This is a genomic window from Caballeronia sp. Sq4a, assembly GCF_023170545.1.
Classification (GTDB): Bacteria; Pseudomonadota; Gammaproteobacteria; order Burkholderiales; family Burkholderiaceae; genus Caballeronia.
Window position 1 is genome coordinate 1,204,040 of sequence record NZ_CP084251.1, and the last position, 13,290, is coordinate 1,217,329.

The 13,290-nt window shown below is 62.5% G+C and carries 12 protein-coding genes; 5 read left to right on the forward strand and 7 right to left on the reverse strand.

The genetic code is table 11. From position 1 onward, the window contains the following. Window positions 1-60: 60 nt before the first annotated feature. A complete protein-coding gene (locus LDZ24_RS19540; protein ID WP_248322840.1) occupies window positions 61-984 on the forward strand; it encodes a LysR family transcriptional regulator in 924 nt (307 codons plus the stop codon). Window positions 985-1,280: 296 nt separating this feature from the next. Here LDZ24_RS19540 and LDZ24_RS19545 read toward each other — a convergent pair whose 3' ends face one another. From LDZ24_RS19545 to LDZ24_RS19555, 3 genes are all read right to left on the reverse strand, one after another. Then, window positions 1,281-2,660, reverse strand: a complete 1,380-nt coding sequence (locus tag LDZ24_RS19545; RefSeq protein WP_248322841.1) for an ATP-binding protein — start codon at window positions 2,658-2,660, stop codon at window positions 1,281-1,283. Next, window positions 2,657-3,319, reverse strand: coding sequence for a response regulator (locus LDZ24_RS19550; RefSeq protein ID WP_175940799.1), 663 nt, complete (start codon window positions 3,317-3,319; stop codon window positions 2,657-2,659). Before LDZ24_RS19550 ends, LDZ24_RS19545 begins: the two co-directional genes overlap by 4 nt. 568 nt (window positions 3,320-3,887) lie before the next feature. Continuing rightward, window positions 3,888-4,361, reverse strand: coding sequence for a hypothetical protein (locus tag LDZ24_RS19555; RefSeq protein ID WP_248322842.1), 474 nt, complete (start codon window positions 4,359-4,361; stop codon window positions 3,888-3,890). Window positions 4,362-4,603: 242 nt separating this feature from the next. Between LDZ24_RS19555 and LDZ24_RS19560 the strand changes: the two genes are divergently transcribed. Continuing rightward, on the forward strand, window positions 4,604-5,233 hold the full coding sequence (locus LDZ24_RS19560) for a YceI family protein (protein WP_248322843.1): 630 nt from the start codon (window positions 4,604-4,606) through the stop codon (window positions 5,231-5,233). A gap of 8 nt (window positions 5,234-5,241) precedes the next feature. Here LDZ24_RS19560 and tdh read toward each other — a convergent pair whose 3' ends face one another. Continuing rightward, complete coding sequence (tdh, locus tag LDZ24_RS19565; RefSeq protein ID WP_248322844.1) at window positions 5,242-6,273, reverse strand: L-threonine 3-dehydrogenase; 1,032 nt, start codon at window positions 6,271-6,273, stop codon at window positions 5,242-5,244. Between the two features lie 74 nt (window positions 6,274-6,347). Next, window positions 6,348-7,550, reverse strand: a complete 1,203-nt coding sequence (locus tag LDZ24_RS19570; protein WP_248322845.1) for a glycine C-acetyltransferase — start codon at window positions 7,548-7,550, stop codon at window positions 6,348-6,350. Between the two features lie 132 nt (window positions 7,551-7,682). Here LDZ24_RS19570 and LDZ24_RS19575 point away from each other — a divergent pair, with 132 nt between their 5' ends. Next, on the forward strand, window positions 7,683-8,285 hold the full coding sequence (locus LDZ24_RS19575; RefSeq protein ID WP_248322846.1) for a helix-turn-helix domain-containing protein: 603 nt from the start codon (window positions 7,683-7,685) through the stop codon (window positions 8,283-8,285). A 117-nt stretch (window positions 8,286-8,402) separates the two neighbouring features. On the opposite strand, the gene LDZ24_RS19580 is transcribed toward LDZ24_RS19575, so the two are convergent. After that, entirely contained in the window at window positions 8,403-8,591 is a 189-nt protein-coding gene (locus LDZ24_RS19580) for a CsbD family protein (protein WP_206469004.1), read from the reverse strand. A gap of 251 nt (window positions 8,592-8,842) precedes the next feature. Here LDZ24_RS19580 and LDZ24_RS19585 point away from each other — a divergent pair, with 251 nt between their 5' ends. After that, on the forward strand, window positions 8,843-9,199 hold the full coding sequence (locus LDZ24_RS19585) for a DUF2471 family protein (RefSeq protein WP_248322847.1): 357 nt from the start codon (window positions 8,843-8,845) through the stop codon (window positions 9,197-9,199). A 180-nt stretch (window positions 9,200-9,379) separates the two neighbouring features. Beyond that, a complete protein-coding gene (locus tag LDZ24_RS19590) occupies window positions 9,380-10,393 on the forward strand; it encodes a tyrosine-type recombinase/integrase (protein ID WP_248322849.1) in 1,014 nt (337 codons plus the stop codon). A 41-nt stretch (window positions 10,394-10,434) separates the two neighbouring features. Here LDZ24_RS19590 and LDZ24_RS19595 read toward each other — a convergent pair whose 3' ends face one another. Next, on the reverse strand, window positions 10,435-11,640 hold the full coding sequence (locus tag LDZ24_RS19595) for a DNA-binding protein (protein WP_248322851.1): 1,206 nt from the start codon (window positions 11,638-11,640) through the stop codon (window positions 10,435-10,437). Between the last annotated feature and the right edge of the window lie 1,650 nt (window positions 11,641-13,290).

A 13,290-nucleotide genomic window follows, 5' to 3' on the forward strand; every position in this document is an offset into this window, starting at 1 on the left:
GCCCTTTTTGTTGCTTCGCGATAACATGCGAGCCACTTCTTGCATGACGCGGAGGCATGAATGGCGGGGTTCAACGAGCGCATCCTGAACGGCATCAGCGTCTTCGCGGCGATCGTCGATGCGGGCACGTTTGCCGCAGCCGGCGAGAAGCTCGGCATGTCGCAGCCGGGCGTGAGCCGCGCCATCGCGCGTCTGGAAGCGCGCCTGAAGATACGCCTGTTCGACCGCACGACGCGCACGGTCTCGCTCACCGACGACGGCCGCCGCTTCTTCGAACAGGTCATGCCGCATCTGATCGGCCTCGAGGAAGCGGCGTCCACTGCATCGGGCAGCGCGACGGCGGTGCGCGGCCGGCTGCGCGTGAACGTCGACCCGATCTTCTCGCGGCTCGTGCTCGGACCGAAGCTCGAAGCGTTCATGGAAGCGCATCCCGAACTCGAACTCGAGTTGCTCACGCGCGACCGGCTGGGCGACATGATCGCCGATGGTTTCGACCTCGCCGTGCGCTTCGGCGAGCCGCGCAATTCGAGTCTCGTCGCGCGCAAGTTGCTCGATACGCCGGTGCGAACGGTGGCCGCGCCGTCGTATATCGCGCGCTGCGGGCGGCCGGCGACGCCGCAGGCGCTCGCGAGCGGCGCGCACACGTGCATCGAATTCCGCGATCCCGAAACGGGACGGCCGTTTCCGTGGGAGTTTCATCGGAAAAAGAAGCGGCTCACGGTCGAAACGCGCGGGCATCTGACGCTGAACGATCCCGGCACGATGCTGAGCGCGTGCCTGTCCGGGTACGGCATCGCGCAAATTCTCGAACTCGGTCACGCGCATCTGATGGCGGAGGGCGCGCTGATCGACCTGTTTCCGGACTGGCCCGACGAGCGCTTTCCGCTCTATGCGTTTCATCCGTCGCGGCATCATCCGCCGGCCAAGACGCGGGCGTTTCTCGACATGGTGATTGCGTTGACCGGGGCGGATGAAGGCGTGTGATTGCGGTGCGCGGCGTTCATCGAAGTCGCGCTGATCGCGCGGGGTGATCACCGCGCGCAGGCATCCGGCCGCGCTTTCGTGCCGCGACGCTCGGGCGGCACCTTGCAATTGTCGACGCGTTGCTCGTCGCTGGCTTTGTCGCCGAGCCGTTCTTTCAGCGTCCTGGGCTCGGAGGCGGCGGACGCGCTGGCGGCATCGTCGGCATGCGAAGTTTGCGCCGATGCGAAGCCGATAAGCAGCAAAGCAATACGAAACCAGCGGTTCAGCGTGGTCGAGCCTCGTGAAAGCTCAGAGCCTCACCGCACGGCCACCGCAGCGCACTCCGTTGTTTGCTCTTTCATTTCGACGCCGCGCAAGCCGCGCACGGACACCGCGAGCCCGCTCGCGCCCGCGCGGTTCTCGACGGTCAAGGCCGCCTGATGCCGCTGCGCCACGCGCGACGCAATGGCAAGCCCGAGCCCGCTGCCCTGCCCGTGCGTCCCCGCGCCGCGATAGAACCGGTCGCACGCGCGCTCGATCTCGCCGGGCGGAATGCCGGGGCCCGTATCGAGGACCGTCAGCGCGATGCCGTTCGACTCGCGACGCAGCGTCACATCGACGCGTCCTCCGGGCGGCGTGTGACGGATTGCGTTATCGAGCAGATTGTTGAGCAGCACGGCGAGCGCATGCGTGTCGCCGAGAATCGCGAACGCGTCGTCCTCGCTGCGTGCATCTTCCAGTTCGAGGCCGAGGTCGATCGACTTCGCCTCCGCAATCAGCGAGAAGTCCGACACGCGCGTCTCGCATAGCGTGCGCAGGCTCATCGGCGCGATGGCCGCCTCGCGTGCCGCATCCTCGCGCGCCATGCTGAGCAATTGCTGCGCAAGGTGAATCAGCCGGTTCAGCCGCCCGTCGATCTTGCCGACCGTCGCGTCGTCCACTTTCAGCGAGCCGTCGCTGATGGCGCCTTGTATCTGCAATTTGAGCGCGGTGAGCGGCGTGCGCAGTTCGTGGGCGGCATCCGCGATGAACGTGCGCTGCGCCTCCGACGCATCGTTGAGACGAGTGAGCAGGCCGTTCAGCGCATCGACGAGCGGACGCAGTTCGACGGGCGTGCTCGCGGCAAGCGACACGGGCGCGACGGATTCCGGCGACCGCGCGGCGAGCGATCGCGAGAGCCAGCGCACCGGCGCCAGACCGCGCGCCACGACTACAAGCACGATCACCACGATGACCGGTATCAACAGCGCGAGCGGCCAGATGGTGCGCAGCGCCAGCGAAATGGCCATGTCCTCGCGCACGAAGTACGGCTGCGCCACTTGCACGTAGCGATCCGGCAAGGTCATGCCGAACGCGCGCCAGCGGTAGCCTTCGCGCTCGGCGGACCGGAAGCCGTCGCCGAAACGCGGCAGCGGGGGTTCATGCGGCGAGTGATAGATGAGCCGTCCCGTCTTGTCCCAGATGTCGATGACGAGCCGGTCGTCGGCGATGCCTTCGAGTTCGTGGCTGCGTCCCTCCGCGACGTCCGACGCAGTGATGTTGCCCGGCAGCGAGACCGCGACGGTTCGCAGCTCGTAGTCGAAGAGTTCGCCCGCCTCCAGCTGCGCCATGTGGAAGATGCCGTAACCCGCGAGCAGACACGCCGCGGCGAGTCCGCAGATGAGCCAGCCGAGCAGCCAGCGCCGGATGGAGTTCATCCGATCCTCTTCAGCCGATAGCCTACGCCGCGCACGGTGACGATCTGCTCAGCGCCGATCTTGCGGCGCAGGCTATGCACGTGGACTTCGATCGCGTTGCTGCCCACTTCCTCGCCCCATCCATAGAGTTTCTCTTCGAGCTCCGAGCGGCGGAACACGCGCGACGGCTCCTCGATCAACGCCTGAAGCAGCGCGAATTCGCGCGGCACGAGATTCAGCGCGACGCCGCCCTTCGACGCTTCGTGCGCGGCCGGATCGAGCGACAAGTCGCCGTGCGTGTACACGAGTTGCGTATGGCCCGTGCGGCGGCGCAGCAGCGCGCGCACGCGGGCGGCGAGTTCATCCAGATCGAAGGGCTTGAGCAGATAGTCGTCCGCGCCGGCGTCGAGGCCGCGGATGCGGTCATCCACCGCGTCGCGCGCCGTGAGAATCATGACCGGCGCATGGCCGCCGTTCTTGCGGTAGACGCCGAGCAGATCGAGGCCGTCGCGCTTCGGCAAGGTGAGATCCAGCAACACGAGGTCGTACACGTCATTGCCGAGCGACAACTCGGCCGCGCGGCCATCCTGCGCCCAGTCCACGGTGTAGCTGGAGCGGCGCAACGCAGCCAGCACCGTCTCGGCGATCATCTCGTCGTCCTCTACCAAAAGCAGGCGCATGCCCTTCCCCAAGCTTTGACGTCGCGGCCATTCTCCTTGCGTCTTGCTTAAGCGCCACTTAACGCCCGGCACGCCGAACTTAAGCATCGCATAAGCAACCAGCCCGCACTATACCGCCAGGCGCGCCGCAAACCGTGCGCGCGCATGCGGTGCCTGGTGCGTGGCGGGCGTGATGATCATCGGACGACGCATCCCGAGGCTCGCATTCGACGCCGCGGACAGACCGAGCGCGGCCAGACTCCATCAAGACGATGCTCATGGCTGGCTCGTCCAGTTGCATCTCGAACTGCATCCCGCCGAAAGCCGTCGTTGCCGCGGCTGCTGCTGTCGTCGCGGCGCGCTTTCGTCGAGAAGTCCACGCGGTCGGGCGTGACTCGGAACTCGCCCGGTCCGGTTCGAGCCCGGCTCATGGCCGGGCTCTTTTTTTGTCCGGTGGGCGCTCGGGCCGGCGTTAAGGTGAGGGTTTTCGGGAACCAGGTGGAAGAACCGCCCGTCGGCGGGCTTCTGCGCGTGGCTCAGGTGAGGTTTTTCGGGACCAGCCTGCTTACCTGTTTCCGACGGCGCTGCATCAGAACTTGACGCGAAGCTGAAACCCGATTGTGAACGGCAAATCGCTCGACGGAATCGGCGGGATCAGGATGAAGTTCGCGCCGACGCGCTTGTAAGCCACCATCACCAGCGGCGCGGCCACGGGGCCGACCATGTGATCGTGCCCGATGCCCCAGCGGCCGTAGTCGTAGCCCGAGATCAGCCCGCCCATCGCGGCGAGTCGTACGAAGCCCCAATGAAGGAATTCGGGCGCCCAGACGCCGCCGCCATAAAACGACGGTTTCGACAGCGAGTTGCGGAAATAGCCGCCGGTCACGGCCCATTGCGGCGCGAGCCAGCATTCGGCGCCGATCCCCGGATTGAACTGCTCGAAGTGCTTGTCGGGATGAAAGTGGTGCGAGCCGATCATGGCGTCGATCCATAGACCGTCCTCGCACCATGCGGCCTGCGCGGGCGGAGCCCAGGACAACGCGGCTGAGACGATCAGCAGCATGACGGCAAGCCATCGAGAGCGAAGCGGGTAAAAGCGGTGCCGCCAGAAGCGCATGTTTTATCCGCCATCGCACGTGGCCATGGCGCCTTTTTAAGATGAGAATCGACGCGAACTCTACCTGAATCGCGTTATTTTCGTGTGCGCGGACGAAATCAACGTGACGGCCGTTGTATTTCTAGTTGTCGTCTGCTCGATTGTTCATTCGTTGTCGAGAACGAGCTTCTTTCTGGAGTCAGTCCGTGATGAAGGCTGCGAGGCATTATCTGGCATGGGTCTGCTCGGTCGCGCTGTTATGCGGATGCACGGCCTTCAATGTCGCGACGCACCACGTTTCGGGGAACGAAGCGAGCGTGCCAGTCGGACGGTATGAACTCGACGCGCATCATTGGAACGTGAGCTTCGACGTCGATCACTTTCATTACTCGCGATTCGTGATCCGCTTCGACAAGGTATCGGCGCGTCTCGACTGGAACCCCGGCGGAATCGCGGCGAGCCGTGTTCAGGCGAGCATCGACGCGTCGAGCGTCGACACCAACGTGCCGCTGCTCGACCGGATGCTGAAAGGACCCGACATGTTCGACGCCGCGCGGTATCCGAACATCACTTTTCAGAGCACGGCATTCGAGCGGTCGGGCGATGACACCGGCACACTCACCGGCGACCTGACTATTCGCGGCGTGACACGGCCGGTCAAGCTGAATGTCACGTTCAACGGCCACGCGGTGAACCCGCTGACGAAGCAGGAAACGCTCGGCTTTTCCGCCGACGGGCATTTCAGCCGTGCGGCGTTCGGCTTGACGACATGGTTTCCGGCCGTCGGCGACGATGTGCACGTCGCCATTCAAGCCGAGTTCGGAAAGCTGAAGGAATAGCTGCGTGGTCAGGCCGCAGTCCAGTCGAGCACGACTTTGCCGCTGTTGCCGGAGAGCATCGTCGCGAACGCTTGCTCGTAATCGTCGACGGCGAAGGTATGCGTGAGGATCGGCGAGAGATCGAGTCCGCTTTGCAGCATCGCCACCATCTTGTACCAGGTCTCGAACATCTCGCGGCCATAGATGCCTTTGATCTCGAGCCCCTTGAAGATGACCTGATTCCAGTCGATGGCAGTCTGAGCGGGCGGAATGCCGAGCAGCGCGATCTTGCCGCCATGATTCATCGCTTCCAGCATGCCCGTGAAGGCGCTCGGCACGCCGGACATTTCCAGACCGATGTCGAATCCCTCGGTCATGCCGAGCTCGCGCATGACGTCGCGCAAATCCTCATGCGCGACGTTGACGGTACGCGTCGCGCCCATCCTGTGCGCGAGTTCGAGCCGATAGGCGTTGACATCGGTAATCACGACGTTCCGCGCGCCGACGTGCCGGGCGATAGCAGCCGCCATCACCCCGATCGGGCCTGCGCCGGTAATGAGCACGTCCTCGCCCACAAGATTGAACGACAGCGCGGTATGCGTGGCGTTGCCGAACGGGTCGAAGATGGCGGCGAGGTCGTCGGAAATGCCGGGGGGAATTTTGAACGCGTTGAACGCCGGGATCACGAGATACTCGGCAAACGCGCCCTCGCGGTTCACGCCCACGCCGACGGTATTACGGCACAGATGGCGTCGTCCCGCGCGGCAGTTGCGGCAGAAGCCACATGTGATGTGACCTTCGCCCGACACACGATCGCCGATTGCGAAGCCGCGCACTTCCTGTCCCATCTCGACGATCTCGCCGACGTACTCGTGACCCACGTGCATCGGCACCGGCACCGTCTTTTGCGCCCAGTCGTCCCACTTCCAGATATGGATGTCCGTACCGCAGATCGCAGTCTTGCGAATGCGGATAAGGACGTCGTTATGACCGACCTCTGGACGCTTCACGCGGGTCAGCGTGAGGCCGGGTGCGCGTTCCAACTTGGCGAGAGCTTTCATGTGGGGTGGGTCCTGGGTTTGTGGTTGCTTTATGCGCATAAAGTCCGGGCAGCTGATGATCGCCGCTTAGACGCTTACCGGATTACGCCGAGCGACCTTCCGACACGAGCGAAAGCCGCCACCGTGCGATCGATCTGCTCCGGCGTATGCGCCGCGCTCATCTGCGTGCGAATGCGTGCGCGACCCCTTGGAACGACCGGATACGAGAAGCCGATCACGTACACACCGTCGTCCAGAAGAGCATCGGCCATTCGAGACGCGAGTTGCGCATCGCCGAGCATGACCGGAATGATCGGATGCTCGCCCGGTACGAGGTCGAAACCGAGAGAAGACATCGCCTCGCGGAATCGGGCGCCGTTCTCGCGCACGCGCGAGCGCAGCGCGGCGCCTTCATCGCTGTCGAGCAACTCAAGCACTTTGAGCGACGCAGCCGCGATGCTGGGCGCGAGCGTGTTGGAGAAGAGATACGGGCGGCTGCGCTGGCGCAGTAATTCGACGATCTCTTTGTGAGCGGCGACGTAGCCGCCAGAAGCGCCCCCGAGCGCCTTCCCGAGCGTGCCAGTGATGATGTCCACCCGGTCCAGCACGCCGCAGTGTTCGGGTGTGCCTCGTCCTTTCTCGCCGATGAAGCCGACCGCGTGCGAATCATCCACCATCACGAGGGCGTCGTAACGGTCTGCAAGATCGCAGATACCTGCGAGATTCGCGATGATGCCGTCCATCGAGAACACGCCGTCAGTGGCGATCAGCTTAAAGCGCGCGCCGGCGGCGTCCGCTTCCTTCAAACGCGCTTCGAGATCCCCAAGATCGTTGTTCTTGTAGCGCAGACGTCGCGCTTTCGAGAGCCGCACACCGTCGATGATGCTGGCGTGATTCAGTTCATCGCTGATGATGGCGTCCTCTTCGCTCAGGAGCGTTTCGAACAGGCCACCGTTGGCATCGAAGCAACTCGAATAGAGAATGGCATCGTCAGTTTGAAGGAACTGCGCGACGGCGCCTTCCAGCGACCGGTGCACGGTCTGCGTGCCGCAGATGAAGCGCACCGACGCCATGCCGAAGCCGTCGGCGTCGAGTCCGGCTTTGGCGGCTTCGATTAGACGGGGATCATCGGCGAGGCCCAAGTAATTGTTCGCGCAGAAGTTGAGCACGTCGCGCCCGTCCGCGAGGCGTATTTCCGGCGACTGCGGACTCGCAATGACACGCTCGCTCTTATAGAACCCGGCCGCGCGAATATCGTCGATGACGTCGCGAAGGTGGGACAGGTATCGGTCTCTCATGGCGTCTTCCGGTTGCATCCGCGTGCGCACGCGGCCTGTTAGCCCTGTTATAGTCGAATCATCGGATTGGACATGTTCGATATTTCGAACGAATTTCCAATATAGAGAACACTCTAAGGGAACAGAAGCGTCATGGCAAGTTCGCGTTCAGACCCGACAGTCGCGGAAACGGCGGCGGCCGGGTCTGTGCCGCCGCGCGTCGGCGAGCAGATTCAACGACTGCGCAACGAAAGAAAGTTGACGCTCGACGATTTGTCCCGAGCGGCTGGCGTATCGAAGTCGATGCTGTCCGAGATCGAGCGGGACCGAGCCAACCCGACTATCGCGGTGGCATGGCGGCTCACGAACGCCCTTGGTATCAGCCTCGACCAGCTATTCGCGCAACAACGTCCCGCCGAGGCGATCCGCGTCGCGAGTCCGCACGACATACCGACCTTGAGCGGCGACAACGGCGGATATCAACTTCGCGTCTGGGGGCCAATAGAACTGGCCGGGAAATTCGAGTGGTATGAACTCACGTTGCAGGCCGGCGCGGCGCTACGATCTAACGCTCACGAGCCAGGCACGCGCGAGCATTTAACCGTGCTCAATGGAATGATTGAGGTAGAAGTGGCGGGGTCGACGCGTCGTCTGAAAACGGGCGAGACCGCACGGTATCCGGCCGATGACAGTCACGCCATTCGCAACGCGGGGCGTTCGGAAGCGAAGGCGCTGCTTGTGGTGATTCATGGTTGACCCAGCGGACGGCCTCGCGAACTTTATGCGCATCAAGTTCGGCGGGGCATGAGTGCTCATACAAAGCGGGGCGCCCAACTGGACGCCCCGCTTGGAACGAGCCGTGCCGGCCTCTGATTACGGATTCTTCCGCACGCTGTCCTTCAAATCTTCGCGCACGTCGCCCGCTCCCTTTTGAATCTTGCCGGCGACCTGTTGCATGTCACCCTTAGCTTCCTGCGCAGGATCGTCGGTGGCCTTGCCGACCACTTCGTTGATCTTCCCCTTCACTTGCTCCCCGACGCCTTTTACCTGGTCCTTGTTCATCATGTTCTCCTTGGGCTCAGCGTGAAAAATACCGCGATATTCGTCGCAAGAAACGGCATGTAGCTTGTGAAGAACCGCTCCGGACGTACCGGAAGGATGCGCCGACCCAACGCCTTTGTGCAGCCGCGGATGTCTGAACAACGCGTAGGCGGAATCGCACATACACAGCGACCGAACGGCGCGACGCTATTTTCAGGCGCGAAGATACTGTATATTTATACAGTACAAAGACCGGTGCGAGGGGTGACAACATGGACTCAAACGGCGAGCATCTGAGCAAAAAGCAGTTTGAGCGGGCCGTGCGCGACCTTGAAAGCATCACGCGGCAAATAGCGGCTCGCTACATCGACAAGGGGGTGCCGCTGACGTGGCGCCTCTTGCATGCCATCGAAGCGGAGGCCGTTGCAGACCTCGGTTTCGCGGGCCGTCACGAAGCCGCGCTGCGCGAATTGTTCGCGCGCCCCCAAAACTTCGCTTATCCCGAGACCGACGACGTCGTGGACATCGCCTCGCCCGACGCTTTGCCTGCGGTATTCGGCTTCGCCGTCGACGCCTATGAGTGCGCTGCTCGGCAGGGCCGGCCGCAACTGGCCATCGCGGGTCATTGATTCAGCAGCCAACGGATCGGCGGTCCGACACCGCGCTCACGCCTGACTTCCCCGATTAGCGATTAGCACATGGGCGCAGCCAGTTCGCGCAGGCTTCGGTAGAGTGGACGCTTGACGCCCGCCGCGCAAAGCCCGACTCTCTCTGCAAAGCGAACAGCGTCAGATCGCCCTACGAACACAATGCCGACACCCACCGATCTCTTCGACCAACAGCGCGCGGACTGGCAAGCCGATCCGCACGCCGCGTTCGACGCATGGCTTGCACAACAGGAATTCCGCGCGTCTTCAGCCGATGTTTATCGCGCGCAGTGGGGCAACTTCCTCGAATGGCTACAGGCGAAACGGGCGACGCTCCACACCGTGCAACGGCCCGTCATCGAACAGTTCGTCTCTCAGCTCGACATTCGACGTCCGCAGCGCATCCGCTACTTGCGTTTGATCGAGCGCGTGCTCGACCACGTGCGGGAAATCGAAGCTGCGGGGACCAATCCCGCACGGTTCATCGCGCAAGATGGCGATGCAGCGTGGCGCAAAGCGCGCGACAACGAGCCGACCGGCTTCCTGACACACGACGAGCGGACCTTGCTGACCGCGCATCTGTTTTCGCCCTTGGGCGCGCTGCCGGCCGGACAGCGCTGGCGCGAACGACGCGACCGCGCACTGGTCGCCGCGTTCTTGGGTGCGGGGGTGAAAACGGGCGAGGCGGCGCAGTTGACCGTCGATTGCTACGCGCCGGGCGCGCCCTACATAACGGTCGATGCATCGAATCCGCTCTTGATCCGCCAGGCCCGGCTCGCGCCGTTCGCCGTCGAGTTGCTGGACGATTGGATCAACGAGCGTCGAGCAGCCGGGTTGGCGGGTGAACTGCTCTTTCCCGCGGCGCCGTCGGGGCGCCCAATGCACAAGGCGACAATGCTACGCGCCATCGATGCGGTCGTGGCCGCGTCGGGCATCGCAGCGTCTCGCGTGGCGCGAGCCAGTCCGCAGACGCTTCGCAACACCTACGCGGCGGAGCTATTCGACGAAGGCGTCGACCCGGAGCGCGTTGGCCAGTGCCTGGGCTTCCAGCAGATGATCTCCGTGCATCGGCTCCATCGGGCGTGGCAGGACTGGATGGGTGAGCAAATACGGGAGCGCGATCTCGCGCAGGCTCAGGCCGGCGGGAGCGAAGAAGCAGGTCTCACCGGCGTCTGACCGCACTCCCGAAAACGCTCACCTATGGCGCTCAAAAGCAATCAGAGCGTCAGGCGCGGCACATGAGAACCGTGTCGAAAGCCATATAACGCCGACAATTTCGACGACGCGGGACCAGAGCTTCGCTCGCATTTCGGGCAACACAACTCGTATTCGTCTTCGTGCAGTTGCAGTTCAGGCTCTCCGTCCTCGCAGCCGGGGCAGGTTGGCGGCACGGCTACGTACGGATCGGCTTGCGTTCCGAGAGCGGCGATTTGTTCATCGGTGAGGCGCCCGTCCACTGCAAGTGACGCAATCAACTCGCCGACTTCCGTGCTCATCCGCGCCCGCACCCGGTGTGCATCGCGCTCGCGCGTAAGCGCGTCGATCTCGTCGGACTGCGCGCGCACTTGCGACTCGAGCCGATCCGCGCGGCTTCGCGCGACGCTAAGCTGTTGAATAAATTCGAATTCCTTGCGGCCGGCTTCGCGGATGCTTGCCTGATAGGTCGCGGCGACGCCTCTTAGGCTGTCGAGCTCGACGAGCATCGGCTTCACGCGTCGCTCTGCATCCTTGACTGCGTCGTTGATTTGCTGGGCGTAACGCTCTGTGTTGCTCCGCAATTCGTCCTGAAGCTCGTCTAGACGGTCACGCAGACGCGCCGTTTGAGACTGTTCTGTCCCGAGACGTTCGGCAAGCGCCGAACTATCGGCTTGAGAGCGCGCAATTGTGTTGCGGAGCTCTTCTTGAAGATCGGCCTCGCGCTGCCGCAGTCGGCTCACTTCTGATTCGAGCGACGCTATCCGCGCCGCGGCGGCTTCCGCTCGCGTCTCGGCGTCCCGACGCGCCTGTTCAATCGCCTGGCAGCGAATATCTGCGTCGCGCGCGCTCGCTTCTGCCCGGCGGAGATCTTCGTTTATTCGGGAGCGCTGGCCATCGAGCGCAATGCCCGCCTGTTGCCTGGCTTCGACGAAAAGCTCCGCGAGCAACTCGCCCGCGCGTTCCTGGAGTGCCTGCGGGATTCCGCCTGCCTCGACGCGCACCCGAACGCTCGAGCGGACTGTTTCCCAGAACGCGTCGATGTCTCGCGGGATGTCAGTGGCACTACCGACCTGCGTCAGATCCCGCACTGTCGTGACTGACGGGCGAATTCCAAGGTCGAAAAATAGTCGTCGGCAGGCATGCAGGGAGAGTTCGTGTCGGCGCGCGCCGGCTGCACGCATTCTCTCCAGCTCTTGGCGAACCGTGTCGCGAAGGTGCGAGTCCATTGATCCTCAACGTAATATGTTTTGCCCGGCACGATTTACGTTTCAGGCGATACAACGACGATCTAACTTGGCCGTGAGACGGCTCCTGTGACGCAATCGCGTGTATTTGATCGAGCGACGACTGGGATTGTAGACCATCCATGTGAAACATGATGAGAATGTTCTTCTAACCCCATGTTTCTGCAGCGATTGCGACGATTACGGAGAACGACCGCGTGTTTCACAGCTAGCTATGGATAACACCGCCTATGTGCCTGGTAGGAAGTGGTCCGGACTTATTGGCATGAAATGCGCAGCTTTGAGAGTATTAGAAGTAAACACCCTTGAACCCTTGTTGAAACAGTTAACGCCTCGTCCAACCCTTATGGCGCAAGGCTTTCCGGCCAACTGGGTGAGCGTTTGCGGGATAGGTGGTGAGGCTCTACGGGTGGCATAGGTGGTGGGCTTCGGGATGATCAGTGAGAAGAACCAGGAGACATAGTGAGCGGCTTCGGGGAAAGGCATTCGGGGATCGGTGAGCGAGTACGGGAGAGCTCGCCGTTGAGCGCCTTGTCGTGCCGAAAACCGGAGCATTGTGCGTCTTCGCATCGGTGAGACGATGCAGGAGAGCAGCGAAGGCCGGCTTGCGCAGCTTTTTTGTGTCGATTTTTCCGTTCGGTGAGCGTTTTCGGGCCGAATTCGCTTTCTGAGGTGAGGTTATTCAGGAGCAACTGCTGACGTACAGTGCCTGAATGCCCTTTCGCGCAGCCTTCGGTGAGGCTTTTCGGGAGCGCACACGACAGTCGCGGTAGCCAAAGGTGAAGGTTTTCGGGAGTTGATCGCCTTTCGAACGGCAGTTTGGCGGTGGGTGAGATTATTCGGGACACGCGTAAAGGGGACCGCGACGGGCGCGTCGAGCACAGAGAACCTAGGTGCGTCAACGATTTAGCCCTGTTCTGTAAAGGAAGTTTGATGTCTTGGCAGCGCGTAGCGCCTTGCCGGATACCTGCGCACTCGCTACGGTGAGCCTTTTCGGGAGCGCCCGCCATTTGCGGACCCGCTATCCTCTAATCAGCCTTCTTTCCACCGTCTTTGGCGCGCGGAAAATCGGCAGGTGAGCATTTGTGGGATACCTGACGTGAGTGTTTTCGGGAGCCGCTGTGGATGGGCTCCGACGGTAAGGTGAGGCTTTTCGGGACGTAGTCGGCTCTAGCTCGTGTAGGCGCGGCGGCTTTGATGGCTGCTTTGTACGGTCTCTTGCACGCAAAGGTGAGATTTTGCGGGATTCACTCCCGCTCGAAGGTCAACGGGTGCTGTTCTAACCGGAAAAAAACGCGCGTTAGACGACCGCACTGCGGGAAAGCGCACGGTTCTTTGTTTGTCTCTCGTGCGCCACAGCTTGTTCTGCGTCAAAAAAATTTCTTAGGTGAGCGTTTTCAGGAGCCTTGTCGCAGTCGGACGCCACTGCAGAAAAACTTCGCGAAGCGTTTACCCGCGCGGACTCTGGGCAAAGCGAATGACGACAATAGGTGAGCGGTGAGCCTTTTCGGGAGCGCACCGCAGTGAGCCGGTGGACTCAGCTAGCCATCACCGTCCCAAGGGTGATCTCACCTGGTAGACGGAGATCACCGCACCCGCTATCCTTGCCGCAATAGTGAATTCGATACCTGT

What these genes read in the sequence shown, in the direction of transcription:
- LDZ24_RS19540 (WP_248322840.1), top strand. Translation starts at nt 61, where the DNA reads ATGGCGGGGTTCAACGAGCGCATCCTGAACGGCATCAGCGTCTTCGCG.
- LDZ24_RS19545 (WP_248322841.1), bottom strand. Translation starts at nt 2,660, where the DNA reads ATGAACTCCATCCGGCGCTGGCTGCTCGGCTGGCTCATCTGCGGACTC.
- LDZ24_RS19550 (WP_175940799.1), bottom strand. Translation starts at nt 3,319, where the DNA reads ATGCGCCTGCTTTTGGTAGAGGACGACGAGATGATCGCCGAGACGGTG.
- LDZ24_RS19555 (WP_248322842.1), bottom strand. Translation starts at nt 4,361, where the DNA reads ATGCTGCTGATCGTCTCAGCCGCGTTGTCCTGGGCTCCGCCCGCGCAG.
- LDZ24_RS19560 (WP_248322843.1), top strand. Translation starts at nt 4,604, where the DNA reads ATGAAGGCTGCGAGGCATTATCTGGCATGGGTCTGCTCGGTCGCGCTG.
- tdh (WP_248322844.1), bottom strand. Translation starts at nt 6,273, where the DNA reads ATGAAAGCTCTCGCCAAGTTGGAACGCGCACCCGGCCTCACGCTGACC.
- LDZ24_RS19570 (WP_248322845.1), bottom strand. Translation starts at nt 7,550, where the DNA reads ATGAGAGACCGATACCTGTCCCACCTTCGCGACGTCATCGACGATATT.
- LDZ24_RS19575 (WP_248322846.1), top strand. Translation starts at nt 7,683, where the DNA reads ATGGCAAGTTCGCGTTCAGACCCGACAGTCGCGGAAACGGCGGCGGCC.
- LDZ24_RS19580 (WP_206469004.1), bottom strand. Translation starts at nt 8,591, where the DNA reads ATGAACAAGGACCAGGTAAAAGGCGTCGGGGAGCAAGTGAAGGGGAAG.
- LDZ24_RS19585 (WP_248322847.1), top strand. Translation starts at nt 8,843, where the DNA reads ATGGACTCAAACGGCGAGCATCTGAGCAAAAAGCAGTTTGAGCGGGCC.
- LDZ24_RS19590 (WP_248322849.1), top strand. Translation starts at nt 9,380, where the DNA reads ATGCCGACACCCACCGATCTCTTCGACCAACAGCGCGCGGACTGGCAA.
- LDZ24_RS19595 (WP_248322851.1), bottom strand. Translation starts at nt 11,640, where the DNA reads ATGGACTCGCACCTTCGCGACACGGTTCGCCAAGAGCTGGAGAGAATG.